The organism is Arthrobacter sp. TJ-170 (assembly GCF_058269305.1).
In genome coordinates this window covers 489,079-508,833 of record NZ_JBZCNL010000002.1, presented here as the reverse complement: position 1 = coordinate 508,833, position 19,755 = coordinate 489,079, and the positions used below count along the sequence as shown (strand labels likewise).

The following is a 19,755-nucleotide window of genomic DNA, read 5'->3' as shown; positions in this document are numbered from 1 at the left end:
GTTAGAAACCTGGCGCCGCTTAGGATGCGGCCTCGGGCACATTCATGAGGAGATAAAACATCATGCCCACACCCACAAAGGGCCCACGCCTCGGTGGCGGTCCGGCGCACGAGCGCCTGATGCTCGCCAACCTGGCCGCCTCGCTGTTCGAGCACAAGCGCATCACCACCACGGTGACCAAGGCAAAGCGGCTTCGCCCCTACGCCGAGCGCCTGATCACCTTCGCCAAGCAGGGTGACCTGGCCTCGCGCCGTCGTGTCCTGGCTGTCATCAGCAACAAGGGCGTCGTCCACGAGCTGTTCACGGACATCGCACCGGCCGTGGCCAACCGTAACGGTGGCTACACCCGCATCACCAAGATCGGCAACCGCAAGGGCGACAACGCCCCCATGGCTGTCATCGAGCTGGTGCTTGAGGCTGTTTCGGCGAAGCAGGCCGTAGTCGGCGAAGCCGAGCAGGCTGCAGGCAACGCTGCTGCCCGCGACGCTGCAGCTGCTGCGCCGGTCGCGTCCGCTGAGTCTGCAGATTCGGCTGAATCGGCTGAGTCCGCTGAATCGGCTGAGTCCGCTCCCTCTGCAGCTTCGGCTGACGAGGTTGCTGCTGAGGAAACCACGGTAAACGCCTCTGAGGGCGACGCCGAGGAGACCGTAGTCGTCGAAGAAGGCTCCGTGCCGGAAGAAGACGAGAAGAAGTAGTTCTTCTACGCCCTTCCTGAATTCCATGAACGAACAAATGCCCGTCATCCCTTCCGTGGATGGCGGGCATTTGCGTGTCCGCATCGATCTTGCGTACGACGGCGGCCCCTTCTCCGGCTGGGCGTTACAGCCCGGTCTGCCTACCGTGCAGGGCACAGTGGAGTCGGGGCTTGAACTTCTCTTCCGGCGGCACGTCCGACTCACAGTCGCCGGCCGTACCGACGCCGGTGTGCACGCCCGCGGTCAGGTGACCCACGTTGACCTTGAACCGGGGGAGTGGTTCGCCCTGAGCCGTGGCCGGGAGATCGACCCCGCCCTGGCGCTGAAGCGGCGACTGCAGGCCACTGTGAACCGTTACCTGCCGCCCAGCGCCGCTGCGCGCACCGTCTACGCCGCCAATCCGGCGTCACCCGTCGTCGTACGTGCCGTGAGCCTTGCTCCGGCCGGCTTCGACGCACGTTTCTCCGCGCTGTGGCGCCGCTACAGCTACCGCATCGCCGACCGCTCCGAACTGCAGGATCCACTCAACCGCACCACAGTGCTCTGGCACTCGGAGGAGCTGGACGAGCGCCTCCTGAATGCGGGCGCAGCCTCGGTGCTCGGCCTTCAGGACTTCCGCGCATTCTGCAAGCCGCGGGTAGGTGCCACGACGGTCCGCGAACTGCAACGTTTCGAATTCGAGCGCGAGGTTGATGGAATACTCTGCGCCACCATCCAGGCTGATGCTTTCTGCCACAACATGGTGCGCGCACTGATCGGTTCGGCACTCCGTGTAGGCAGCGGCGAGGAACCGCCGGAGTGGCTGGGCGAGCGTCTGCGTTCCCGCCGCAAGGACTCACGGTCCGTTCTCGCGCCCGCGCACCCGCTGGTCCTCGAGGAAGTGCGCTACCCGGACGATGCCGCCGAACTGGCACTGCGCGCCGAACTCACCCGCGCCAAGCGGGATGTCTGAGAACTAGTTCTGCTCCGACCGGTGCAGCGGCAGCGTCACCGTGAACGTTGTACCCGCACCCAGCTCGCTGGTACAGCAGATGGTTCCGCCATGGCTGTCGACAATCGCCTTCGTAATCGCAAGACCCAGCCCTACGCCGGGAATGGAGGATTCCCGCGCAGCGGCCGTCCGGAAGAACTTCCCGAAAACCTGAGTCGTTTCATGCGGCGACATCCCGATGCCGGTGTCATGTACCTCGAGCAACGCTGCGTCGCTCTCCTGCCGCGCGCGAACGGTGACTGTGCCGCCGTCGGGCGAGTATTTGATGGCGTTGGAGATGAGATTGTCCAGCACCTGACGGATGCGCAGCGGGTCGGAGGTGGTCCAGAGGATGTCCGGGACATCCGCCTTCAGGGTGACGCCGGTGTTCGCCGCCTGGGGCCAGGCAGATTCAATGCTGTGCTCGACCAGCCCGCTGAGGTCGGTGGGGCGCAGGTGGACACTCGCCGCGCCGGACGCTGATGCCAGCAGGTTGGACACCAGCGCATAAAGCCGTTCCGCGTTGCGCCGGGCGACGCAGAGCTGGTGGTTGATGTTCTCCGGCAGGGCGTGGTCGTCGTCGAGCACCAGATCGAGGTGGCCGATGATCGAGGTCAGCGGAGTCCACAGTTCATGGGACACATTGGAGACGAAGTCCTCTTTGGCGGTCAGTGCCTCCACCATGTCCGTCACATCATTGGAGACAATCACGGAGCCGGCGAATCTGCCCTCGCTGTCCCTCATGGCCGTTGCCGCGGTGGAAATCGCGCGCTGGGACTCTTTCGGTCCCAGACACACCAGGTAGTTGGCGAACGTCTCCCCAGCTGCGGCCCGCTGCACCGGGTAGCGTCGGGGATGCACGGGAGTGGATTTGTCGGCCGAGTAGAGGTGGTTGGAGGCGTCGTCGTCGTTCTTGTCGCCCGTCTGGACGAGGAGGTCATAGGACCGCTGCTGGCGGTTGGTGAGGGTGCGGTTGCCGTTGGCGTCGAGGGCCACCAGGCCGACGTCGATCGTGTCGAGGATGGCTTCGAGGAGTAACGCGCGCTCGGTGTTTTCGCCCTGGAGCCGGTGTACTTCCGCGTTGGAGGCTGCGAGCTTGCGCTGGCTGTGCACGGAGTTGAGGCTGGCGAAGCGCAGTGAAACGGAGACTGCCGCCATCGCCAGGCCAAGCAGGACGGCGGTGCCTAGCTGGTTGGGCGGCGCCAATCCCATCAACGGGGGAACCGCGAGAATTAGGAACGGTCCAACGAAGCTGGCCAGGAGACTCAGCGACGGCTTCAGTTCGGACGCGGACAGCCAGATCACCGGGAAGATGGCCAGGAGACTCAGCCCCGGCAGTACGTCCGCCGAGCCGTTGCGGGTCAGCGCAATGGCTGCGAAGTCCAGGAGCGGGATGGCCACATAGGAACCCTCACGGAGTCTTTCCCAGGGGGTGAGGAAGGCCGCCGCGAGGAGTGCAGCGTGGAAGACGAGCCCTCCGAGAAACAACGGATTCATCAGCAGCGTCGGCGCCACAATCGCAGCGATGACCGCAATGACGGCGACCAGCATGGCCAAAGGCACTTCACACAGCCCGACCCGCGCGCGGAAGTGCAGGTTCGAGTATGCCCGCTTGGCCGCCAGGAACATCACGCGTTCACTCATGATGCCGCCGGGTATGGGCGCGCACGAAGATACGGAGATGCCTCTGAGACCACGACATAACTTCCATTATGTCGTCACTCGGCGTTGCCGTCTCACCTCAACTCCTAACCGGTTCACAAAGTTCCCTATTTCTGGCTGCTTGGATCAGAACCAAAGAAGCTCCCGTATGCTGTGAGGGCACGCTGCGGCGGTTCACTGTGCGTCGCGGTGTTTCGTCCTTTTGTGATGAACTGTGAAATTGCAGTTCAGTCGGGGCCAGGAGGAAAATAGTGGGTGACCCAGGTGTGGCGGTAGTGGTCGAGGATGATCTCGACGTCCGCAACCTCGTAAGCACTGTTCTTACGCAATCAGGTTTCGTTGTCCATGCCGAAGCCGACGGTCGCAGTGGGGTGGAAGCGGTCAAGGAACATAATCCCACGCTGGTCACCCTTGACGTCGGCCTTCCGGACATCGACGGCTTTGAGGTACTGCGCCGGATCCGTGGTCTCAGCGACTGCTACGTGATCATGCTGACCGCGCATAACGAGGAGATCGACACACTTACTGCGCTGCAGTCCGGAGCCGATGACTTTGTCACCAAGCCTTTCCGTCCCCGGGAGCTCCGTGCCCGCGTAGCGGCGATGCTGCGGCGGCCGCGCGGCGGCCTTGCCAGTGAGCAACCGACGACGACGGCGGCCGCTCCCGCTGAGGAACCCGACGCGCCGGTGCGTCCGGGCTCCGTGCTGCGGCACAACGGCCTGGAGCTGGACAAGGACACCCGGACGGTGACGGTTCGCGGCGAGGAGCTGGTACTGACCCGGAGCGAGTTCGACCTTCTGCACGAACTCCTGCGGAGCTCAGGCGCAGTTCGTACCAAGGGGGACCTGGTGCGTGTTGTCCGAGGCCAGTACTACCGGACCGACACCTATATCAGTGAAGCCGATGAGCGGGCCATCGAGGTCCACATCGGCAACCTGCGCAGGAAGCTGGGGGAGGACTCCAGGAGTCCCCGCTGGCTTATGACCGTGCGCGGTGTGGGCTACCGGCTGGTGCCCCGACGTCCGGACTGACCGCTACTGGTCCTTCTTGAGGTGCTGCACGGTCAGTTCACGCATCGTGCGCAGTCCGCACCGGTGAACCTGCGGGAATGCCGCCTCGGCTTCTTCGAGCTTGCCCTCGCGAAGCAGTCCTTCCAGCGCAGTGGTCAGCGCGACGAGCAGGGTGGCACCCACCATGGTGGATGTGATTTTCAGGCTCAGGACGGCGTCCAGTGAAGCAGCCTGGTTGCGCCGTGCAATCGCCGACGAAAGCCGCAGGTCACGTTCATCCCACACGGCCACATAGTCGCGTACGAATGCCCGTGCAGCGGCCGGGCTGTCGAGTTGGTCCTCGAGATCGTGGAGGACGTCGAAATCCACCAGAGGTATCCTGTCTGTACGGTCGCTGCCGCCGAGGACACTCCGGGATTCAGCGCTGACGGCGTGCAGGGTTGCTGCATCGTCGTCGTTCGCGCTGGGGTTGGAGAGAGCCATGGGGCTAACGCTACTTTCTGAATTTGTGAGATAGGCGGTAATTGTTCGTTGCTTAGGAAACACTGCGGAATTCTTCGGCTTGTGTACTAGCCACGCTAGACCGGTCGAATTCACGACCCACTGAACGTCGCGATGGCGTTGATCACAGCGGGCCCGAGGATGATGATGAACAGCACCGGAAAGATGAAGAAGAGCAGTGGGAACAGCACCGTGACCGGCAGTTTCATGGCCTTTTCTTCGGCCCGCTGACGCCGCTTCACGCGCATCACCTTCGCCTGGGTGCGAAGGACTCCGCTCAGTGCGATGCCGTACGCGTCAGCCTGGACGATGGCTTTGACGAAGCTGCGCAGCTCGGGGATGCTCGTGCGGTCCGCGAGGGCCAGATAGGACTCGCGTCGGCTTCGGCCCACCTGCATGTCCTGAAGCGTCCGGACGAGTTCCTCTGCGAGCGGGCCCTTACCGTTTTCACCCGCACGCTGCATTGCGCTCTCGAAGCCGAGGCCCGCTTCCACGGAGATGAGCATCTGGTCCAGTGTGTTCGCCAGTTCCAGTTGCATGGCCTTCTGCCGCTCCTGGCCCTTGCTGTAGAGCAGGAGGTCCGGGATGAAGTACCCGAACACGGTGAGGAAGATGGCCAGCATGGTGATCATCGGCTTCTGCGCGGCACTGGCCATCAGATAGCCGAGTCCCGCGCCAACCAGGCAGAGTGCCGGCTTGGCGCCGAGCACCCGCCCGAGCGGCAGGGACGCTGGCCGCCCCGCCAGGGCGAGGAGCTTGTCCAGCTTCTCCACGTACGACGACGGCGTCAGCTTGTACCCGAAGCGCGCCAGAGCGCCGGAACTGCGAGCTTTGGCTTCGTCCGAGACTGGGAGCCCACGGTTCAGGTTCGCCCGGATGTTCTTGTAACTCATGTTGCCCGGGGCCAGCAGAACCCACCCGAGGTAGCCCAGGGGCGCGGCGACGAGCAGCAGGGATGTCAGTAGTACTGGATTCACGCCGGCCCTCCTAGAACTTCAGATCAATGATCTTGCGGAGCCACAGACAGCCGATGGTCATCATGACTACAGAAGCGCCGATCATGACCCAGCCGAGCGGGTTCTCGAACAGCGGGTTGATGTAGCCGGGGCTGACGACCATGAGCATGGCTCCGATGGCGAAGGGGAGGGCCACGAGGATGTAGGCCGAGAACTTGCCTTCGGCCGCAAGCGCCCGGATCTGTCCTTTGATCTCGCTGCGCTCGCGGATGGTGGCGCCTACCTGATCCAGGACCTCTGCGAGGTCTCCACCCACCTCACGGTTGATCTGGATTGCCTGTGCAATCCAGGCGAAGTCCTCGCTCTCCATTCGGCGGGACGTGTCCGTCAGGGACACGAGTAAATCCTTACCCAGGCTGGTCTCCGTGACCACACGCCGCATCTCATCGGACGTCGGAGCGTCGGCTTCAATGGCAGCAGCATCGATGGCCCGCAGGATACTGTGACCGGCCCTCAGGCCGCCGGTGAGCAGCTGCAGGGTGTCGCCGAGTTGGTCATCGAACTTGGAGCGGCGCTTGCTGGTGAGAAGGCTGATGGTCATTTGCGTGGAGAACCAAGGGGCGATGATGAACGCTACAAAAGGACCACCAATGAATATCGCGAGAAGGAGTCCGACAACACTGCCCGTGATGCAAAGGACGAAGAGGTCCGCCTGGCTCAGTTTGATCCCTGCAGTTTCGAGGGCTTCCTGACGAAACAAGCGCTTCGGACGCTCGCGCAAGTATCGCTCCATGGATCTAACGGCGGACCCGGCGAACCTGGTGAGCTTTGAGTCCGTTTCCTCAACCGGTGGACGCCGGCGGTCCAGCGGTACGGCGGATTGGGCTGGACGCGTGGCGAAGAAGAGCAGGCCGAGAGCTACGACACACAGTGCTGTCCCGTACAGGAACATCAGCGTCATCGGGTTACCTCCTGCCGCTGAGCGCAGCGCCGAAGACGGCAGGCGAAACCGTGATGCCCATGTCCTCGAACCGCTCCATGAAGCGCGGACGGATACCCGTGGGCACCGGCTTGCCGAGGAAGCGCCCTGACGAGTCCACCCCAGCGGAGTAGTCGAAGACGAAAGCGTCCTGGAGAGTGACGACGTCGCCCTCCATGCCCTGCACCTCGGTGACGTGGGTGATGCGTCGCGTGCCGTCGCGAAGACGGGAAATTTGGATGACCAGATGAACGGCGGAAGCAATCTGTTCGCGGATGGCTCGAAGTGGAAGATCCATGCCGGCCATCAGGACGAGCGTCTCCAGTCGCGCGACGGCGTCACGCGGCGAGTTGGAGTGCACAGTCGACAGGGACCCGTCGTGGCCGGTGTTCATGGCCTGCAGCATGTCGAGCGATTCGCCGCCGCGGACCTCACCAATCACGATCCGGTCAGGGCGCATACGCAGTGAGTTCCGGACCAGGTCGCGGATGGTCACTGCGCCTTTGCCCTCGGTGTTCGGCGGCCGACTTTCGAGACGCACTACGTGCTGCTGCTGGATCTGCAGTTCCACCGCATCCTCGATAGTGACGATGCGGTCGCCGTGGGGCAGGAATGAGGACAACACGTTGAGCAGCGTGGTCTTACCGGTTCCTGTACCGCCGGAGACGATGATGTTCAGCTTTGCCTTGACACACGCGTCGAGCAGCTCTGCCATCTCGGGCGTGAGCGTGCCGAAATCGATGAGGTTCTGAACCGTCAGCGGCACCTTGCTGAACTTACGAATAGTCAGTGAGGATCCGTTGACCGCGAGCGGCGGGATGACGGCGTTGACACGGGAGCCGTCCTCGAGGCGGGCGTCGACGAAGGGGGAGGACTCATCGATGCGCCGGCCCACCTTGGACACAATGCGTTCGATGACGCGTCGCAAGTGTTCTTCAGACTTGAAGCTGGTATCGGCAAGCACCAGCTGACCGCGACGCTCGACATAAATCTGATCGGCGCGGTTCACCATGATTTCGGTGATGGCTTCATCGTCGAGAAGTCGCTGGAGCGGACCGAAGCCGAGTACGTCGTCGGCAACATCCTGTATGAGTCGGCGGCGCTCGTCCGGACTCAGCGGCACCTGCTCGGCATCGATGACCTGGCTGAGCTCCTCGCGTGCGACTGCCCGCAGGTCCTCCTCTTTCAGCGTGGAGTCGCTGAAGCGCGCGCCCATGCGCTCGTAGAGGGCTTCCGCAGCGCGTTGCTTCAGTCCGGCAAAGGCATCCACCCGTGCAGCTGCCGGTGCTTCCGGTGCGTTGGACGAGCGTCCGCCGACGACGACGGCGCCCTGGTAAGCAGGCGCGGCCGACTCCGGTGCGGCGGCCGTGTTGGCCTGCGGTGCTGCCGTTGCCGCTTTGGGTGATGGAGCAGGCGTTGCGGGTGTTGAGGAATTGGTCTGGTTCAGACGGTCCGACAGTTTCATCGGATCACTACCCGCCGGTGAGACTTACGCTGGCTGCTGGAACGCCACTCCGGGTTGAAGCGCTGTACCAGTGCGCGAAGGTTTTTGGTTGCGGGGTCACGCACTTCGCCCTGAAGTAGCGGCACACCTCGGTTGGTAGCAAGCGAAAGCCCACGGGACCGGGGGATCGAGACGTCGACCGGTGCTCCGAGCGTTGCCTCAATGTCCTGGACGGACAGGCCGGTTTTCGAGTCCGCGAAATTCAGCACCACGTGGCGGGTTTCGGGAAAGAGATCCAGTTTCCCGAGAATGTCCAAGCCCGACCGCAGGCCGCGGACACTCGGTACGTCCATGCCGGTGACCCAGACGGCGTCGGTGCACTGTTCCAGCGCTGCAAGGCTGTGCTCGGTCAGGCCTGGACCGGTATCGAGCACAACGTAGGGGAATTCGGAGCTGAGCTGCTTGATTAGAGTGCCGAGCTGTTCAGCGGAGATGCTGTCCGCTTCCGCCGGATTGCTCGGTGCACACAGCGCGTAGATGCCGGAGGGGTGCGGGGTCAGAAAGGCCTTGAGCACCATGGTGTCCTGGCTGGCTGAGCTGGACACGGCATCGCGGACCGAGTACTCGGGGCTGAGGTACAGGTTCGATGCAACGTCGCCGAACTGCAGATCGAGGTCAACGAGGACAACGCCCATGGGCGTCAGCTTCCCTAGTCCGACGGCGAGGTTGGTGGCGATGGTTGTCTTGCCGACTCCGCCCTTGGGGGAGAAGACACCGATCACCAGGCCGCGTTCCTCCTTGGGGGCGGTTGTCTGAACATAATCAGCACGATGCCGGCTGGCGAACGCCTGGCACGCTCGCTCAAGGAACAGACGAACGGTGGGGATGTCGGCGCCCGGCTCGATGACGTCGCGGATGCCCGCACGCATGGCAGCGAGGGGAAGCCCTGTGTCTTCAGGGGCTACAAGCACGATGCTGATAGTGGGAAAACGGACATCAACGATGGTCGCGAGACGCAGGGCCGCGTCTACGGCAATGCCGGGACCGAATACCAGGACCTGCGGCTGCTGGACCGCAAGCAGGTCCAGGAGGTCTTCAGGCTCAATCAGCAGTTCGGGATCGACGGGGAGGATGTCGCCGGGCAGACCGCCCGCGGTAGCGAGGTGGACCTTCTGCTCGAAGGAGTGGTCGTCGGTGACGAGAATGAAGCGGCTCATCGGTACAGTTCCTCGTCGTTGACAATGAATGGGGGAGCGTCGCCTTCGGCGGCAGTTGCCTTGCTGAGCCAGATTGATTCGAACTCGCTCGCGAAAACGAGTCGAGTGGCCTGATCCGGGTTGAGGGCGATGGTGACCATCAGGGAGCCGCTGGGGAGCGCCTCTGCTTCTGCTGCTGCTTTCTCTTCCTCAGTCATCTCCGCGCCTTCGGCGGCGGCGGGTGCGGGTGCGGGCTCCGGTGCCCGCTGCACCGACGATACGAGGACCCTCGGCACGACCAACTGGGTAGATTCGGTGCCGCCTTCACCTTCCTCTCCTTCTCCTCCACTGGATCCCATGGACATGAAGACGCCGACATAGTCGCCTGGAGCGACCCGGCCGCCGGCTATGCGCTGCGGCTCTACGAGGATGGAGACCTCATGAAGGCCTTTGGGGACTTCAACCGATCCCGGGGTGATCAGGTTGTCGGGAGTCACCAACCGCTCGGCGACTAACTGTTCCCCGGGAACCAGATCGACGGCCGTGACCAAGCCTTGAGAACTGTCCAGGTCTTTCAGGGCCGTAGCGGCAACAGAGGTGCCGGGAAGCTGTGCAGTCGCCACGGAGGCCGCCAGATCTTCGACGGGAGTACCGGCCGGAACTTCAGCCTGGACTACCAGGACGTCGACCGGCTCAAGGCCCTGGACCGCCCGGGCCTCAGCGTTGTTTGCGTAGCTGAACACCATGAGTGCTCCGACGAGGGCGAGGACAACGGCTGCTATGCCAGCGATGAGACGGGACTTCACGGGGGGCTCCAGATACTAGGGGTGAATCAGCTGGTGAGTTTGACGACGGTGGCGCCGTAGGGGCTGACGGGGCCAAGTTCGTCATAACCGCTTGAGAGAGCGACGTACTCGACAAAACTGCCAATGATGCCGCGGCATTCGCCCCGACACTCCACGCTGGGGCTGCTGGGGTAGTGCTCCGCTCGGTTGCGGAAGGTCATCGGGAGGTCGCTGCTGCCAGCGAACTTCCAGCCCCTTATTTTGAAGGCAGCGAAGGCATTAACGTCGTAGGAGGATCCCGAGCCCGTCCCGGTCACGGAGGTGAAGACGGGCAGGAGGACGATCACATCCTTGCCGGCGTTGAGGTCGGCGGCCCAGCCGTTGAGGATGGCGTTGCAGTTGGAGGGGCCGTCATTGCCCGTATCGGCCCCACTCTCGTTGATCGCAAGATCAATGTAGGCTCCGCAGCCGCTGGGATCCTGCGCAAGCCAGCCGAAGCCGCCTGGAGTGTCGCTGCCCGACGGCCCTGCGGGGCAATCCGAATTGACGTTGCTGCTATGGCTTCGAATCAGCTGCGTCGCGCCGTCGATCATTCCGTTCACCTGGCACACTGACATGGTCAGTGGAAACGGTGATGTTCCCTTGCTTGGGCTTCCCCAGACCACCGAGGACTTCGCCACGACCGACGACGACGGTATGCCGAAGATGTTCGCGAAGTAGAGCGACACCCGGTTGTCGGTCCTGCCTGCTTCGAGAGGATCAGCAGTAACGGTGATCTTCCGGTTGGGTACGTCAAGCGCGATGGACTGGACGTTGCTGAGGTTGTCCAGCGAATTCTTGTCGGTCAGATCCTTGGCGAGTGACGACGTCGGCGAGCATTTTGGATCCGCGGTGTCCTTCGCGCAAGCCTGGGCGATCCCGAGTGCGCCGGCATCGGCACCGTTCTGCAACTGGGCCTTCTCGGAGTACAGCAAGCCGACATCAACGGCGAGAGCGGCGAACCCGAGCAGAACGACCATGAGGATTGCCACGATGACAGCGGCGGCTCCCCGTTCGCGTTCCCCTCCTGCCACCGCTACCCGCCGCATTGCATGACTCCTTTGCCGGTCATGGTGAATGGGCCGGCGATGCCGGTAAGTGAAGTGAGGCTATAGGAGATGGTCATGGAGACCTGTCGACTGGCTGCGCAGGCGACAGGGCTGGACACAGGCAGGGTGCTGAAAGTGAAGTTCGAGTCGGTGAGTGCGAGGCCGGTCGCCGCATTTTTAGCAGCTGTCCTAGCGTCGGCTCGAACGTTGGTGATCGCCATGACGCGAACGCCTTCACGCGCGGCATGAGTCAGTGTCACTTGGGCGTTGTATGCGCGGCTGAATTCCATGATGCCGAGGAGGAGCAGGAGAAGAACGGGAAGGAGGAGCGCCATCTCTATTGCAACGGCGCCCTTGTCATTGGACTTTCTCATCTCGGTTCCTCGGAACGGAATGGTAGGGCAAGTGGACGGAGAACCCGTCAATGCGACCAGCACGTTGACGGGTTCTACCGAATTACGAGCAAACTGCGGTTGCAGCGGTCCAAGTACCACCGTTGATTGCGCACTGAGCTTCGTTGAACTTCTCTTGGAGCCCGCTACCGAGCAGTGTGACCATGGCAATGATGACAACGGCGATGAGGGCAACCATGATGCCGTACTCGACGGCGGTAGCGCCGGTCTCGTCGCGGTTCATGCGGGCCTTGATGATGTTCTTTGCATCTGCGAAGAATGAAGAAAGCATTTGAGTTCTCCTGTATGAGGTGGGGGGCTGGCCCTTCGCCAGCTCATGCCAAAAAAGTAGCAGCGGAGATACCCGAAAACTCCAAGATTGAACTAATCCTGCGGGAACCTTACCCGGGTAGCCGTTTCTTGCGCTTTTTCCTGCGTTTTTCCTGCGCTAGCATCAAGTCCTTCGGTGTTCAGCCGATAGACCCCGCGAAACTTCGATCGCTCCTTGAGTAATCGCAACTGGGGGAGCAGGCGGCGCGAACCCGTTTTGACCCACACGCCTACCGCACGCTAATCTTGGAAGTCGTTGTGCGTGTCCCATCTCGATACGTCCATGTCCGCGTGCGGCTCAGTTGCAGAGCTACCTGGTCCGCGGAGATGGCCGAGAACCCAGGGATCACCGGTGTAGTTTCAGCCCTCACCTGAAGTTCCGGTAACGCATGCATCAGCTGCGCTGGCATCTGGAGGTCAAACTCCCGCTTGTCAGCGTCACCGTAGAACAGAAACGAAGGCAAAAACCGTGCGTACGTACACCCCGAAGCCCGGCGACATCAACCGCCAGTGGCACGTCATTGACGCCACCGACGTTGTCCTAGGCCGTCTTGCCAGCCAGACCGCAACACTGCTGCGCGGAAAGCACAAGCCGACCTTTGCCCCCCATATGGATATGGGCGACTTCGTCATTATCATCAACGCCGAGAAGGTCGCCCTCACCGGCGCCAAGCTCGAACAGAAGCGTGCCTACCGCCACTCCGGTTTCCCGGGTGGCCTGAAGTCCGTCACCTATGCAGAGCTGCTGGAGAAGAACCCGGTCCGCGCTGTGGAGAAGGCAATCAAGGGCATGCTCCCCAAGAACTCGCTCGCTGCGCAGCAGCTGGGCAAGCTGAAGGTGTACCGCGGTGCCGAGCACCCGCACGCCGCCCAGCAGCCCAAGACTTTCGAGATCACCCAGGTCGCCCAGTAGTCCTGGCCACCACAGACTAAGAATCACTCAAGGAGAACCGTGGCTCAGAACACTGAAGAGCTGAATGAACCAGCCGAGGAGCTCACCAGCTACACCTCGGAATCCGCGCCCGCCTCGGACGCCGCCCCCGTCAAGGAGCGCCCCGCGCTGACTGTCGGCGGCGCTGCTGTAGGTCGTCGCAAGGAAGCCGTTGCACGCGTCCGCGTCACGCCCGGAACCGGCAAGTGGATTGTCAACGGTCGCGAACTGGCTGACTACTTCCCGAACAAGCTGCACCAGCAGGAAGTCAACGATCCGTTCAAGCTCCTCGAGCTCGACGGCGCGTACGACGTCATTGCCCGCATCCACGGCGGTGGCCCTTCCGGCCAGGCCGGTGCGCTGCGTCTCGGTGTTGCCCGCGCGCTCAACGAGATTGACCGCGACAACAACCGCCCCGCCCTCAAGAAGGCAGGCTTCCTGACCCGTGACGCTCGCGTCATCGAGCGTAAGAAGGCCGGTCTCAAGAAGGCACGCAAGGCGCCTCAGTACTCCAAGCGCTAAACCCGCTCACCCGTTACGCCCGCTCGGCAGTTGCCGGGCGGGCGTAACGCTTTAACGGCGTTCTTCTTCGCTTCCCGGGTGCGGAACATTTCTCCCTTAGGATGAACCACGATGACTAGATTATTTGGAACCGATGGTGTCCGCGGACAGGCGAACGGCCTCCTCACCGCAGAACTCGCATTGCAGTTAGCCCAGGCCGCGGCGGTGGTACTCGGGCACCAACAATCCGACGGCAGACGCCCCACAGCCGTCATAGCCCGGGACCCGCGCATCAGCGGCGACTTCATCGCCGCAGCGGTCGAAGCGGGCCTGGCCAGTGCCGGCGTCGACGTCTATGACGCCGGCGTCCTCCCCACCCCGGCGGCGGCGTTCCTGGTAGCCGACCTGGACGCGGACTTCGGCGTCATGATCTCGGCCTCCCACAATCCGGCGCCTGATAACGGCATCAAGTTCCTCGCCCGGGGCGGCAAGAAGCTCGACGACGCCCTTGAAGACGCAATCGAAGGCCAACTGAACGCACCACGCCTTCGGCCTGTCGGTCCGAACGTGGGTCGCATCCAGCGTTTCGCGGACGCCGAGGACCGCTACGTGGTCCACCTCCTGCAGTCACTCCCGCACCGCCTCGACGGTCTGAAGGTCGTGCTCGACTGCGCCAACGGCGCCGCCAGCGGCTGCTCACCGCAGGTGTTCTCCGACGCAGGTGCCGAGATCGTTGTCATCGGTGCGGACCCGGACGGCAACAACATCAACGAAGGATGCGGTTCCACCCACCTGGAGATGCTCCAGGCGGCAGTTCTGGAACACGGCGCCCACCTGGGAATAGCGCACGACGGCGACGCTGACCGCTGCCTCGCGGTCGACCACGAAGGCACGGTCGTGGACGGCGACCAGATCATGGCCATCATGGCCGTGGCACTCAACTCGGCCGGCCGCCTGAAGGACAACACGCTTGTAGCCACGGTCATGAGCAATCTCGGACTCAAACTGGCCCTCCGTGATGCAGGAATCAGCCTGCGGGAGACCGCCGTCGGCGACCGCTACGTGCTTGAAGGCATGCGCGATGGAGGCTTCAACCTCGGTGGCGAACAGTCAGGCCACGTCATCTTCGCCGACTACGCAACCACCGGTGACGGTGTGCTGACCGGTCTTCAGCTTGCCGCGCAGGTTGCCTTGACCGGCCGCAGCCTGAAGGAACTGTCAACGATCATGACCAAGCTTCCCCAGGTGCTGATCAACGTCAAGGGCGTCGACAAGTCGAGCGTCAACAGCGACGACGCAGTGCAGCGTGCCGTCCGCGAGGCCCAGGATTCGCTCGGTGAAACAGGCCGCGTTCTGCTGCGCCCCTCAGGCACTGAACCCGTTGTCCGGGTGATGGTGGAGGCTGCAGACATGGTTACAGCTGAACGCGTTGCGGAGACGCTGGCCGGGATTGTGCAGAACCAGTTGGCGCTCGAGCCTGCCTGAGTTAACTTTCACTTCACCCCACAGACTGAGGGTCGGAAACGTTCTCCGACCCTCAGTCTTTGCGTGTCAGGTGCGCTGACGAAGACTGTCGCGGATCTCGGTCAGGAGCGCTACCTGCGGGTCGACTGCCTCGACGTTTTCCTTCAGGTCCAGATCGCGGTCCCGTCTCCTGAAGAGCTTGTTCATCGGCATGACGATGAGAAAGTAGACAGCGGCAGCGATCAGCAAGAAATTCACGAGGGCGGTCAGGAAGACCCCGAACAGGATTTCGTTTCCGTTGATGGTCACCTTCGCGAAATCGTCGAAGTTCGGGGAGCCGACCAGCGCCGAAATCAGGGGCATGAGGACGCTCTCCACGAGCGCCGTCACCACCGACCCGAATGCGGCACCGATAACCACGGCAACAGCCAGGTCAATGACGTTGCCCTTCATGATGAATTCCTTGAAACCGTTGATCATGGAGTTCAGGCTACGCAGAAGTGGTCAGGGTTCAGTAACTGGGCGCCGCCGAAAGGCCGAAGTACTGCTCAAGCGTGGCGACGCCCTCGTCCCTCATGGCCTGGGCTATCTCGACGCCGACGTACCGGTAGTGCCAGGGCTCACCGGAGAAACCGGTGATGTCCTGCGCCCCGACCGGGTATCTCAGGATGAACCCGAAGGTGTGCGCATTGGCCGCCATCCACTGGCCGGCGGCTGTGTCCGCAAAGCAGGAGGCGAGGGTGCAGGCGCCGTCGGACTGTCCCACGTCGAACGCAAGACCTGTCTGGTGCTCGGAGAAACCGGCACGGGCCGAAATCCGGTCCGCAGCTGCGGTGTCGCCGCCCTTCTGCGCTACCCAGTGCTGGTAGGTGGACACCTGATCCTGGTAGGAGCGGTACCCACTGACCAGAGTGAGGTTGACGCCGTCGTTCGCTGCTGCCGCGAAAAGTTCCTCCACAGCGGCGGCTGTATCGCTGCGCAGCAGTGCGTTCGGCTCCTGCACCGCGAGCGGCACGGCGGGCAGTACAAGACCGGAGGGTGCGTAATCGATGGGGTTGAGCGGCCGGCGCTTGTTGACGACGACGGTCACCGACGACGGGTCGCTGAGTCCGTCACCGCCCTCACGCGGTGACGCCGTGGATGACGGCGACGAAGCAGGCACTGGGGAGGTTGGGGGCGCGACGCTTGGCGTCGGTGAAGCCGAGGCGGAGGCGGCGACGGCGGTCGAAGCCGGACTGGGTGCGCGCTGGGCAGGCGCGGGAATCGTCCCGGGTGTGAGGGTAGCGGTCGGTCCCGGCGACACAGCGGGTCGAGGGGTGTCCGCTGGGGTTGGGCTCCCACCACCGCTAGGTGCGGGCGTACCGCAGGCTGACAGCGCGACGACGAGCACCGCCGTCGTCATCCATGCGGATGAGATGCGGTCCAGTCGGGGCGTCGTCAGGTTTTTCGTAGCAGCATTCTCCGGATCGAGTGGTCGGCTTCCTTGGTGAGTACCAGGGTGGCGCGGCCGCGGGTGGGGAGAACGTTGGCCATGAGGTTCGGTTCGTTGATGCGGCGCCAGATCCCGAGCGCTGTTTCGCGGGCTTCCTCGTCGGTCAGTGAGGCGTAACGGTGGAAGTAGGACTCCGGGTTCGCGAAGGCGCCGCTTCGCAGCGACTGGAACCGCTGGACGTACCACTCCTCTATATATGAGGTCTTGGCGTCAACGTAGATGGAGAAATCGAAGAAATCACTCAGTGCCAGGCCGGCCCGGCCATCGGATCTGGTGCGTGCAGGCGCAAGAACGTTGAGCCCTTCGACGATCAGCACGTCCGGGCGGCGGACCACGATTTCCCGGCCGGGCACAATGTTGTACGTCAGGTGGGAGTACCAGGGAGCGCGGACTTCCTCCGCGCCGCTCTTGACTTCGCTGACGAAGCGAAGGAGCCGACGCCGGTCATAGGACTCCGGGAAGCCCTTCCGCTGCATCAAACCCCGCCGCTCAAGTTCCCCGTTTGGATAGAGGAACCCATCCGTGGTGACCAACTCGACGTTCGGCGTGCCCGGCCAGCGCCGGAGGAGTTCGCGCAACACACGGGCAGTAGTGGATTTGCCGACCGCCACGGAGCCGGCGACACCGATAACGAAGGGCGTGCGGGTGGTGGTTTCACCGAGGAAGGTGTTGGTGGCCGCGTGCAGTTCACCGGCGGCCGCCACATACAGCGAGAGCAGCCGGGACAGGGGGAGGTAGACCTCGCGCACTTCGTCAAGGTTGAGTGCGTCTCCCAGCCCACGCAGCCGCTGGATGTCCTCGACGTTGAGCGGCGACTCGATCTCGTTGGACAGGCGTGCCCACGTTTGACGTTCGAGTTCGACGTACGGTGTGACGCCAGCGTCCACCGTAGCCGTGGGCCCGAGACCGTGCGATTGCTCACTCACCCTAGGAATTCTGCCCCTTGACCTGCACATTAACAAACGGGTGGGCAGCCCGGCGGTGACCGGCGGCTCGCCTGGGCGTCGGGCGACAAGGGAACGCATGCGCGGCAGGTAGGCTTAAGCCCATGTGTGGAATCGTAGGATACGTAGGCCGGAACAACGGCGCATCACTGAACAGTGCGGTAATCGATGACGTCGATTCAAACGGCAGCCACGGCGCCCTTGACGTTGTCATGGAAGGCCTGCGCCGGCTCGAATACCGCGGCTATGATTCCGCGGGCGTCGCGGTCCTGACCGATTCGGGCATCCAGTCGCGCAAGAAGTCCGGCAAGCTCACCAACCTGGTCGCCGAGCTCGAGGCCGCACCTCTCCCGGAGTCACTCACCGGCATTGGCCACACCCGTTGGGCTACCCACGGCGGACCGACCGACCAGAACGCGCATCCCCACCTCGCTGACAACGGTCGCCTCGCCCTCATCCACAACGGCATCATCGAGAACTTCGCTGAACTGAAGGCCGAACTTCTCGACTCCGGCGCCACCTTCCTCTCTGACACCGACACCGAGGTTGCAGCGGTGCTGTTGGGCAGCATCTACCGCCGCCTCGCTGAATCCGGAACCGAGGACACACTCACGAAGGCCATGCAGGAGGCTTGCCAGCGCCTCGAGGGCGCTTTCACGCTGCTGGCCATCCACCAGGACGCTCCCGACGTCGTTGTTGCCGCCCGCCGCAACTCACCTCTGGTTGTGGGTCTTGGCGAGGGCGAGAACTTCCTCGGCTCCGACGTCTCGGGCTTCATTGACTTCACCCGCCGCGCCGTGGAGCTCGGCCAGGACCAGGTGGTCACCATTACCCCCGAAAACGTTGAGATCACCGATTTCTTCGGTGCTCCCGCCGAGGGCAAGGAATTCCACGTCGACTGGGACGCCGCCGCAGCAGAAAAGGGCGGCTACGACTCCTTCATGGAGAAGGAAATCAACGACCAGCCCGACGCCGTTGGCCAGACCCTGCTGGGCCGCACTGATGCGAAGGGCAACCTGGTACTCGACGAACTCCGTATCGACGAGTCCATCCTCCGCTCGGTCGACAAGATCGTTGTCCTGGCCTGCGGCACCTCCGCCTACGCCGGTCAGGTCGCGAAGTACGCGATCGAGCACTGGTGCCGCATCCCCACCGAGGTGGAGCTCTCCCACGAGTTCCGGTACCGCGACCCCATCGTGAACGAGAAAACCCTCGTGGTTGCCATCTCGCAGTCCGGTGAAACCATGGACACGCTCATGGCCGTCCGGTACGCCCGGGAACAGGGCGCCAAGGTGGTCGCCATCTGTAACACCAACGGGTCCACCATTCCGCGCGAGTCCGACGCCGTGCTCTATACGCACGCCGGTCCCGAGATTGCGGTCGCATCGACCAAGGCCTTCCTGGCACAGATCACCGCTGCATACCTGCTCGGCCTTTATCTGGCCCAGCTGCGCGGCAACAAGTTCCGCGACGAGATCAACCGCGTCATGGGCGACCTCAGTGAAATGCCCGCGAAGATCCAGCAGGTCCTGGATAACGCAGACGCCGTCAAGAAGCTTGGCCGGGGCATGGCGGACGCCAAGTCCGTGCTGTTCCTGGGCCGCCACGTCGGATTCCCGGTGGCAATGGAGGGCGCACTCAAGCTCAAGGAACTCGCGTACATCCACGCGGAAGGCTTCGCTGCCGGTGAGCTGAAGCATGGTCCCATCGCTCTGATCGAAGAGGGCCAGCCCGTCGTCGTCGTCCTGCCGTCCCCGCGCGGCCGCGACTCACTGCACTCCAAGGTGGTCTCCAACATCCAGGAGATCCGTGCCCGCGGCGCAATCACAATCGTGATCGCCGAGGAGGGTGACGACTCGGTGGCAGCGTTCTCCGAACACGTCATCCACGTGCCGCAGACCACCACCCTGCTGGCACCGCTGCTCACCACGGTTCCGCTGCAGATTTTTGCGCTGGAACTGGCCTCAGCCAAGGGCTACGACGTCGACCAGCCGCGCAACCTGGCCAAGTCCGTCACGGTCGAGTAGGCACCCGATGATTATCGGCATCGGGGTTGACGTTGTTGACATAGCCCGGTTTGAGCGCCAGCTTGAACGCACTCCCGGGCTGCGTGACCGGCTCTTCGTCGGCGCCGAGCGAGAGCTCAACACCCGTTCGCTGGCCGCCCGGTTCGCGGCCAAGGAAGCGGTGGCCAAAGCCCTCGGCGCACCGGCCGGCATGAACTGGCAGGACTGCTGGATCGGTCTCGACGCCAACGGCAGCCCCACGGTTCAGGTTTCCGGAACCGTGCAGGCGGTGGCCGACGCACGGGGCGTGAGCTGTTGGCACCTGTCACTCAGCCATGATGGCGGCGTCGCAACCGCCATGGTGGTCGCCGAGGGGGAATATCCGGACGCCACCCGCTAAGATTCTAAG

21 protein-coding genes are annotated in these 19,755 nt (G+C 63.3%); 8 read left to right on the top strand and 13 right to left on the bottom strand.

The window, feature by feature from the left end; all coding sequences use genetic code 11:
- The first annotated feature begins 62 nt into the window (after positions 1 to 62).
- Positions 63 to 695, top strand: a complete 633-nt coding sequence (gene rplQ / locus AC4D1W_RS06310; protein WP_490898167.1) for a 50S ribosomal protein L17 — start codon at positions 63 to 65, stop codon at positions 693 to 695.
- 25 nt (positions 696 to 720) lie between these two features.
- Positions 721 to 1,647, top strand: a complete 927-nt coding sequence (locus AC4D1W_RS06305; RefSeq protein ID WP_490898166.1) for a tRNA pseudouridine synthase A — start codon at positions 721 to 723, stop codon at positions 1,645 to 1,647.
- A gap of 3 nt (positions 1,648 to 1,650) precedes the next feature.
- Here AC4D1W_RS06305 and AC4D1W_RS06300 read toward each other — a convergent pair whose 3' ends face one another.
- Positions 1,651 to 3,309: a sensor histidine kinase gene (locus AC4D1W_RS06300; protein WP_490898165.1), complete on the bottom strand. Its 1,659-nt coding sequence runs from the start codon at positions 3,307 to 3,309 to the stop codon at positions 1,651 to 1,653.
- A gap of 269 nt (positions 3,310 to 3,578) precedes the next feature.
- On the opposite strand from AC4D1W_RS06300, the gene AC4D1W_RS06295 reads away from it, so the two are divergent.
- The gene (locus AC4D1W_RS06295; protein ID WP_490889646.1) at positions 3,579 to 4,358 is read left to right on the top strand and encodes a response regulator transcription factor; all 780 of its coding nucleotides are present in this window, start codon (positions 3,579 to 3,581) and stop codon (positions 4,356 to 4,358) included.
- Between the two features lie 3 nt (positions 4,359 to 4,361).
- Here the strand turns inward: AC4D1W_RS06295 and AC4D1W_RS06290 are convergent, their stop codons facing one another.
- The 9 genes from AC4D1W_RS06290 to AC4D1W_RS06250 all read right to left on the bottom strand — a co-directional run bounded on the left by AC4D1W_RS06290 (position 4,362) and on the right by AC4D1W_RS06250 (position 11,970).
- Complete coding sequence (locus AC4D1W_RS06290) at positions 4,362 to 4,820, bottom strand: Hpt domain-containing protein (protein WP_490898164.1); 459 nt, start codon at positions 4,818 to 4,820, stop codon at positions 4,362 to 4,364.
- Between the two features lie 110 nt (positions 4,821 to 4,930).
- Positions 4,931 to 5,815: a type II secretion system F family protein gene (locus AC4D1W_RS06285; protein ID WP_490898163.1), complete on the bottom strand. Its 885-nt coding sequence runs from the start codon at positions 5,813 to 5,815 to the stop codon at positions 4,931 to 4,933.
- A 10-nt stretch (positions 5,816 to 5,825) separates the two neighbouring features.
- A complete protein-coding gene (locus tag AC4D1W_RS06280) occupies positions 5,826 to 6,755 on the bottom strand; it encodes a type II secretion system F family protein (protein ID WP_490898162.1) in 930 nt (309 codons plus the stop codon).
- A gap of 4 nt (positions 6,756 to 6,759) precedes the next feature.
- The gene (locus tag AC4D1W_RS06275) at positions 6,760 to 8,238 is read right to left on the bottom strand and encodes a TadA family conjugal transfer-associated ATPase (protein WP_490898161.1); all 1,479 of its coding nucleotides are present in this window, start codon (positions 8,236 to 8,238) and stop codon (positions 6,760 to 6,762) included.
- A complete protein-coding gene (locus AC4D1W_RS06270; protein WP_490898160.1) occupies positions 8,235 to 9,434 on the bottom strand; it encodes a CpaE/TadZ family protein in 1,200 nt (399 codons plus the stop codon). The genes AC4D1W_RS06275 and AC4D1W_RS06270 overlap by 4 nt, the downstream gene beginning before the upstream one ends.
- On the bottom strand, positions 9,431 to 10,219 hold the full coding sequence (cpaB, locus tag AC4D1W_RS06265; protein WP_490898159.1) for a Flp pilus assembly protein CpaB: 789 nt from the start codon (positions 10,217 to 10,219) through the stop codon (positions 9,431 to 9,433). Before cpaB ends, AC4D1W_RS06270 begins: the two co-directional genes overlap by 4 nt.
- Before the next feature lie 26 nt (positions 10,220 to 10,245).
- Positions 10,246 to 11,286 (bottom strand): pilus assembly protein TadG-related protein, encoded by a 1,041-nt coding sequence (locus AC4D1W_RS06260; RefSeq protein WP_490898158.1) that lies wholly within the window; start codon positions 11,284 to 11,286, stop codon positions 10,246 to 10,248.
- Positions 11,274 to 11,660: a TadE family protein gene (locus AC4D1W_RS06255; protein ID WP_490898157.1), complete on the bottom strand. Its 387-nt coding sequence runs from the start codon at positions 11,658 to 11,660 to the stop codon at positions 11,274 to 11,276. The genes AC4D1W_RS06260 and AC4D1W_RS06255 overlap by 13 nt, the downstream gene beginning before the upstream one ends.
- 82 nt (positions 11,661 to 11,742) lie before the next feature.
- Positions 11,743 to 11,970, bottom strand: coding sequence for a Flp family type IVb pilin (locus tag AC4D1W_RS06250; protein WP_490898156.1), 228 nt, complete (start codon positions 11,968 to 11,970; stop codon positions 11,743 to 11,745).
- A gap of 507 nt (positions 11,971 to 12,477) precedes the next feature.
- Here AC4D1W_RS06250 and rplM point away from each other — a divergent pair.
- The 3 genes from rplM (at position 12,478) to glmM (ending at position 14,925) form a co-directional block, all read left to right on the top strand.
- Positions 12,478 to 12,921 (top strand): 50S ribosomal protein L13, encoded by a 444-nt coding sequence (gene rplM / locus AC4D1W_RS06245; RefSeq protein ID WP_490889626.1) that lies wholly within the window; start codon positions 12,478 to 12,480, stop codon positions 12,919 to 12,921.
- A 39-nt stretch (positions 12,922 to 12,960) separates the two neighbouring features.
- Positions 12,961 to 13,461: a 30S ribosomal protein S9 gene (gene rpsI, locus AC4D1W_RS06240; protein ID WP_490889624.1), complete on the top strand. Its 501-nt coding sequence runs from the start codon at positions 12,961 to 12,963 to the stop codon at positions 13,459 to 13,461.
- Positions 13,462 to 13,572: 111 nt separating this feature from the next.
- The gene (gene glmM, locus AC4D1W_RS06235) at positions 13,573 to 14,925 is read left to right on the top strand and encodes a phosphoglucosamine mutase (RefSeq protein WP_490898155.1); all 1,353 of its coding nucleotides are present in this window, start codon (positions 13,573 to 13,575) and stop codon (positions 14,923 to 14,925) included.
- 66 nt (positions 14,926 to 14,991) lie between these two features.
- On the opposite strand, the gene mscL is transcribed toward glmM, so the two are convergent.
- The 3 genes from mscL to coaA form a co-directional block, all read right to left on the bottom strand.
- A complete protein-coding gene (gene mscL, locus AC4D1W_RS06230) occupies positions 14,992 to 15,384 on the bottom strand; it encodes a large conductance mechanosensitive channel protein MscL (protein WP_490898154.1) in 393 nt (130 codons plus the stop codon).
- A gap of 31 nt (positions 15,385 to 15,415) precedes the next feature.
- Positions 15,416 to 16,066 (bottom strand): M15 family metallopeptidase, encoded by a 651-nt coding sequence (locus tag AC4D1W_RS06225; protein ID WP_490898153.1) that lies wholly within the window; start codon positions 16,064 to 16,066, stop codon positions 15,416 to 15,418.
- A gap of 275 nt (positions 16,067 to 16,341) precedes the next feature.
- Complete coding sequence (coaA, locus tag AC4D1W_RS06220) at positions 16,342 to 17,322, bottom strand: type I pantothenate kinase (protein ID WP_490898152.1); 981 nt, start codon at positions 17,320 to 17,322, stop codon at positions 16,342 to 16,344.
- A 122-nt stretch (positions 17,323 to 17,444) separates the two neighbouring features.
- Between coaA and glmS the strand changes: the two genes are divergently transcribed.
- Positions 17,445 to 19,367 (top strand): glutamine--fructose-6-phosphate transaminase (isomerizing), encoded by a 1,923-nt coding sequence (glmS, locus tag AC4D1W_RS06215; protein WP_490889615.1) that lies wholly within the window; start codon positions 17,445 to 17,447, stop codon positions 19,365 to 19,367.
- Positions 19,368 to 19,374: 7 nt separating this feature from the next.
- Positions 19,375 to 19,746 (top strand): holo-ACP synthase, encoded by a 372-nt coding sequence (locus tag AC4D1W_RS06210; RefSeq protein WP_490889614.1) that lies wholly within the window; start codon positions 19,375 to 19,377, stop codon positions 19,744 to 19,746.
- Positions 19,747 to 19,755 lie beyond the last annotated feature (9 nt).

Bases quoted from the DNA above. Each gene is read 5' to 3' on its own strand.
- glmS (WP_490889615.1), top strand. From the start codon at position 17,445: ATGTGTGGAATCGTAGGATACGTAGGCCGGAACAACGGCGCATCACTG.
- AC4D1W_RS06210 (WP_490889614.1), top strand. From the start codon at position 19,375: ATGATTATCGGCATCGGGGTTGACGTTGTTGACATAGCCCGGTTTGAG.
- mscL (WP_490898154.1), bottom strand. From the start codon at position 15,384: ATGATCAACGGTTTCAAGGAATTCATCATGAAGGGCAACGTCATTGAC.
- rplQ (WP_490898167.1), top strand. From the start codon at position 63: ATGCCCACACCCACAAAGGGCCCACGCCTCGGTGGCGGTCCGGCGCAC.
- AC4D1W_RS06280 (WP_490898162.1), bottom strand. From the start codon at position 6,755: ATGACGCTGATGTTCCTGTACGGGACAGCACTGTGTGTCGTAGCTCTC.
- AC4D1W_RS06270 (WP_490898160.1), bottom strand. From the start codon at position 9,434: ATGAGCCGCTTCATTCTCGTCACCGACGACCACTCCTTCGAGCAGAAG.
- AC4D1W_RS06250 (WP_490898156.1), bottom strand. From the start codon at position 11,970: ATGCTTTCTTCATTCTTCGCAGATGCAAAGAACATCATCAAGGCCCGC.
- AC4D1W_RS06255 (WP_490898157.1), bottom strand. From the start codon at position 11,660: ATGAGAAAGTCCAATGACAAGGGCGCCGTTGCAATAGAGATGGCGCTC.
- glmM (WP_490898155.1), top strand. From the start codon at position 13,573: ATGACTAGATTATTTGGAACCGATGGTGTCCGCGGACAGGCGAACGGC.
- AC4D1W_RS06275 (WP_490898161.1), bottom strand. From the start codon at position 8,238: ATGAAACTGTCGGACCGTCTGAACCAGACCAATTCCTCAACACCCGCA.
- AC4D1W_RS06305 (WP_490898166.1), top strand. From the start codon at position 721: ATGAACGAACAAATGCCCGTCATCCCTTCCGTGGATGGCGGGCATTTG.
- AC4D1W_RS06290 (WP_490898164.1), bottom strand. From the start codon at position 4,820: ATGGCTCTCTCCAACCCCAGCGCGAACGACGACGATGCAGCAACCCTG.
- AC4D1W_RS06300 (WP_490898165.1), bottom strand. From the start codon at position 3,309: ATGAGTGAACGCGTGATGTTCCTGGCGGCCAAGCGGGCATACTCGAAC.
- AC4D1W_RS06260 (WP_490898158.1), bottom strand. From the start codon at position 11,286: ATGCGGCGGGTAGCGGTGGCAGGAGGGGAACGCGAACGGGGAGCCGCC.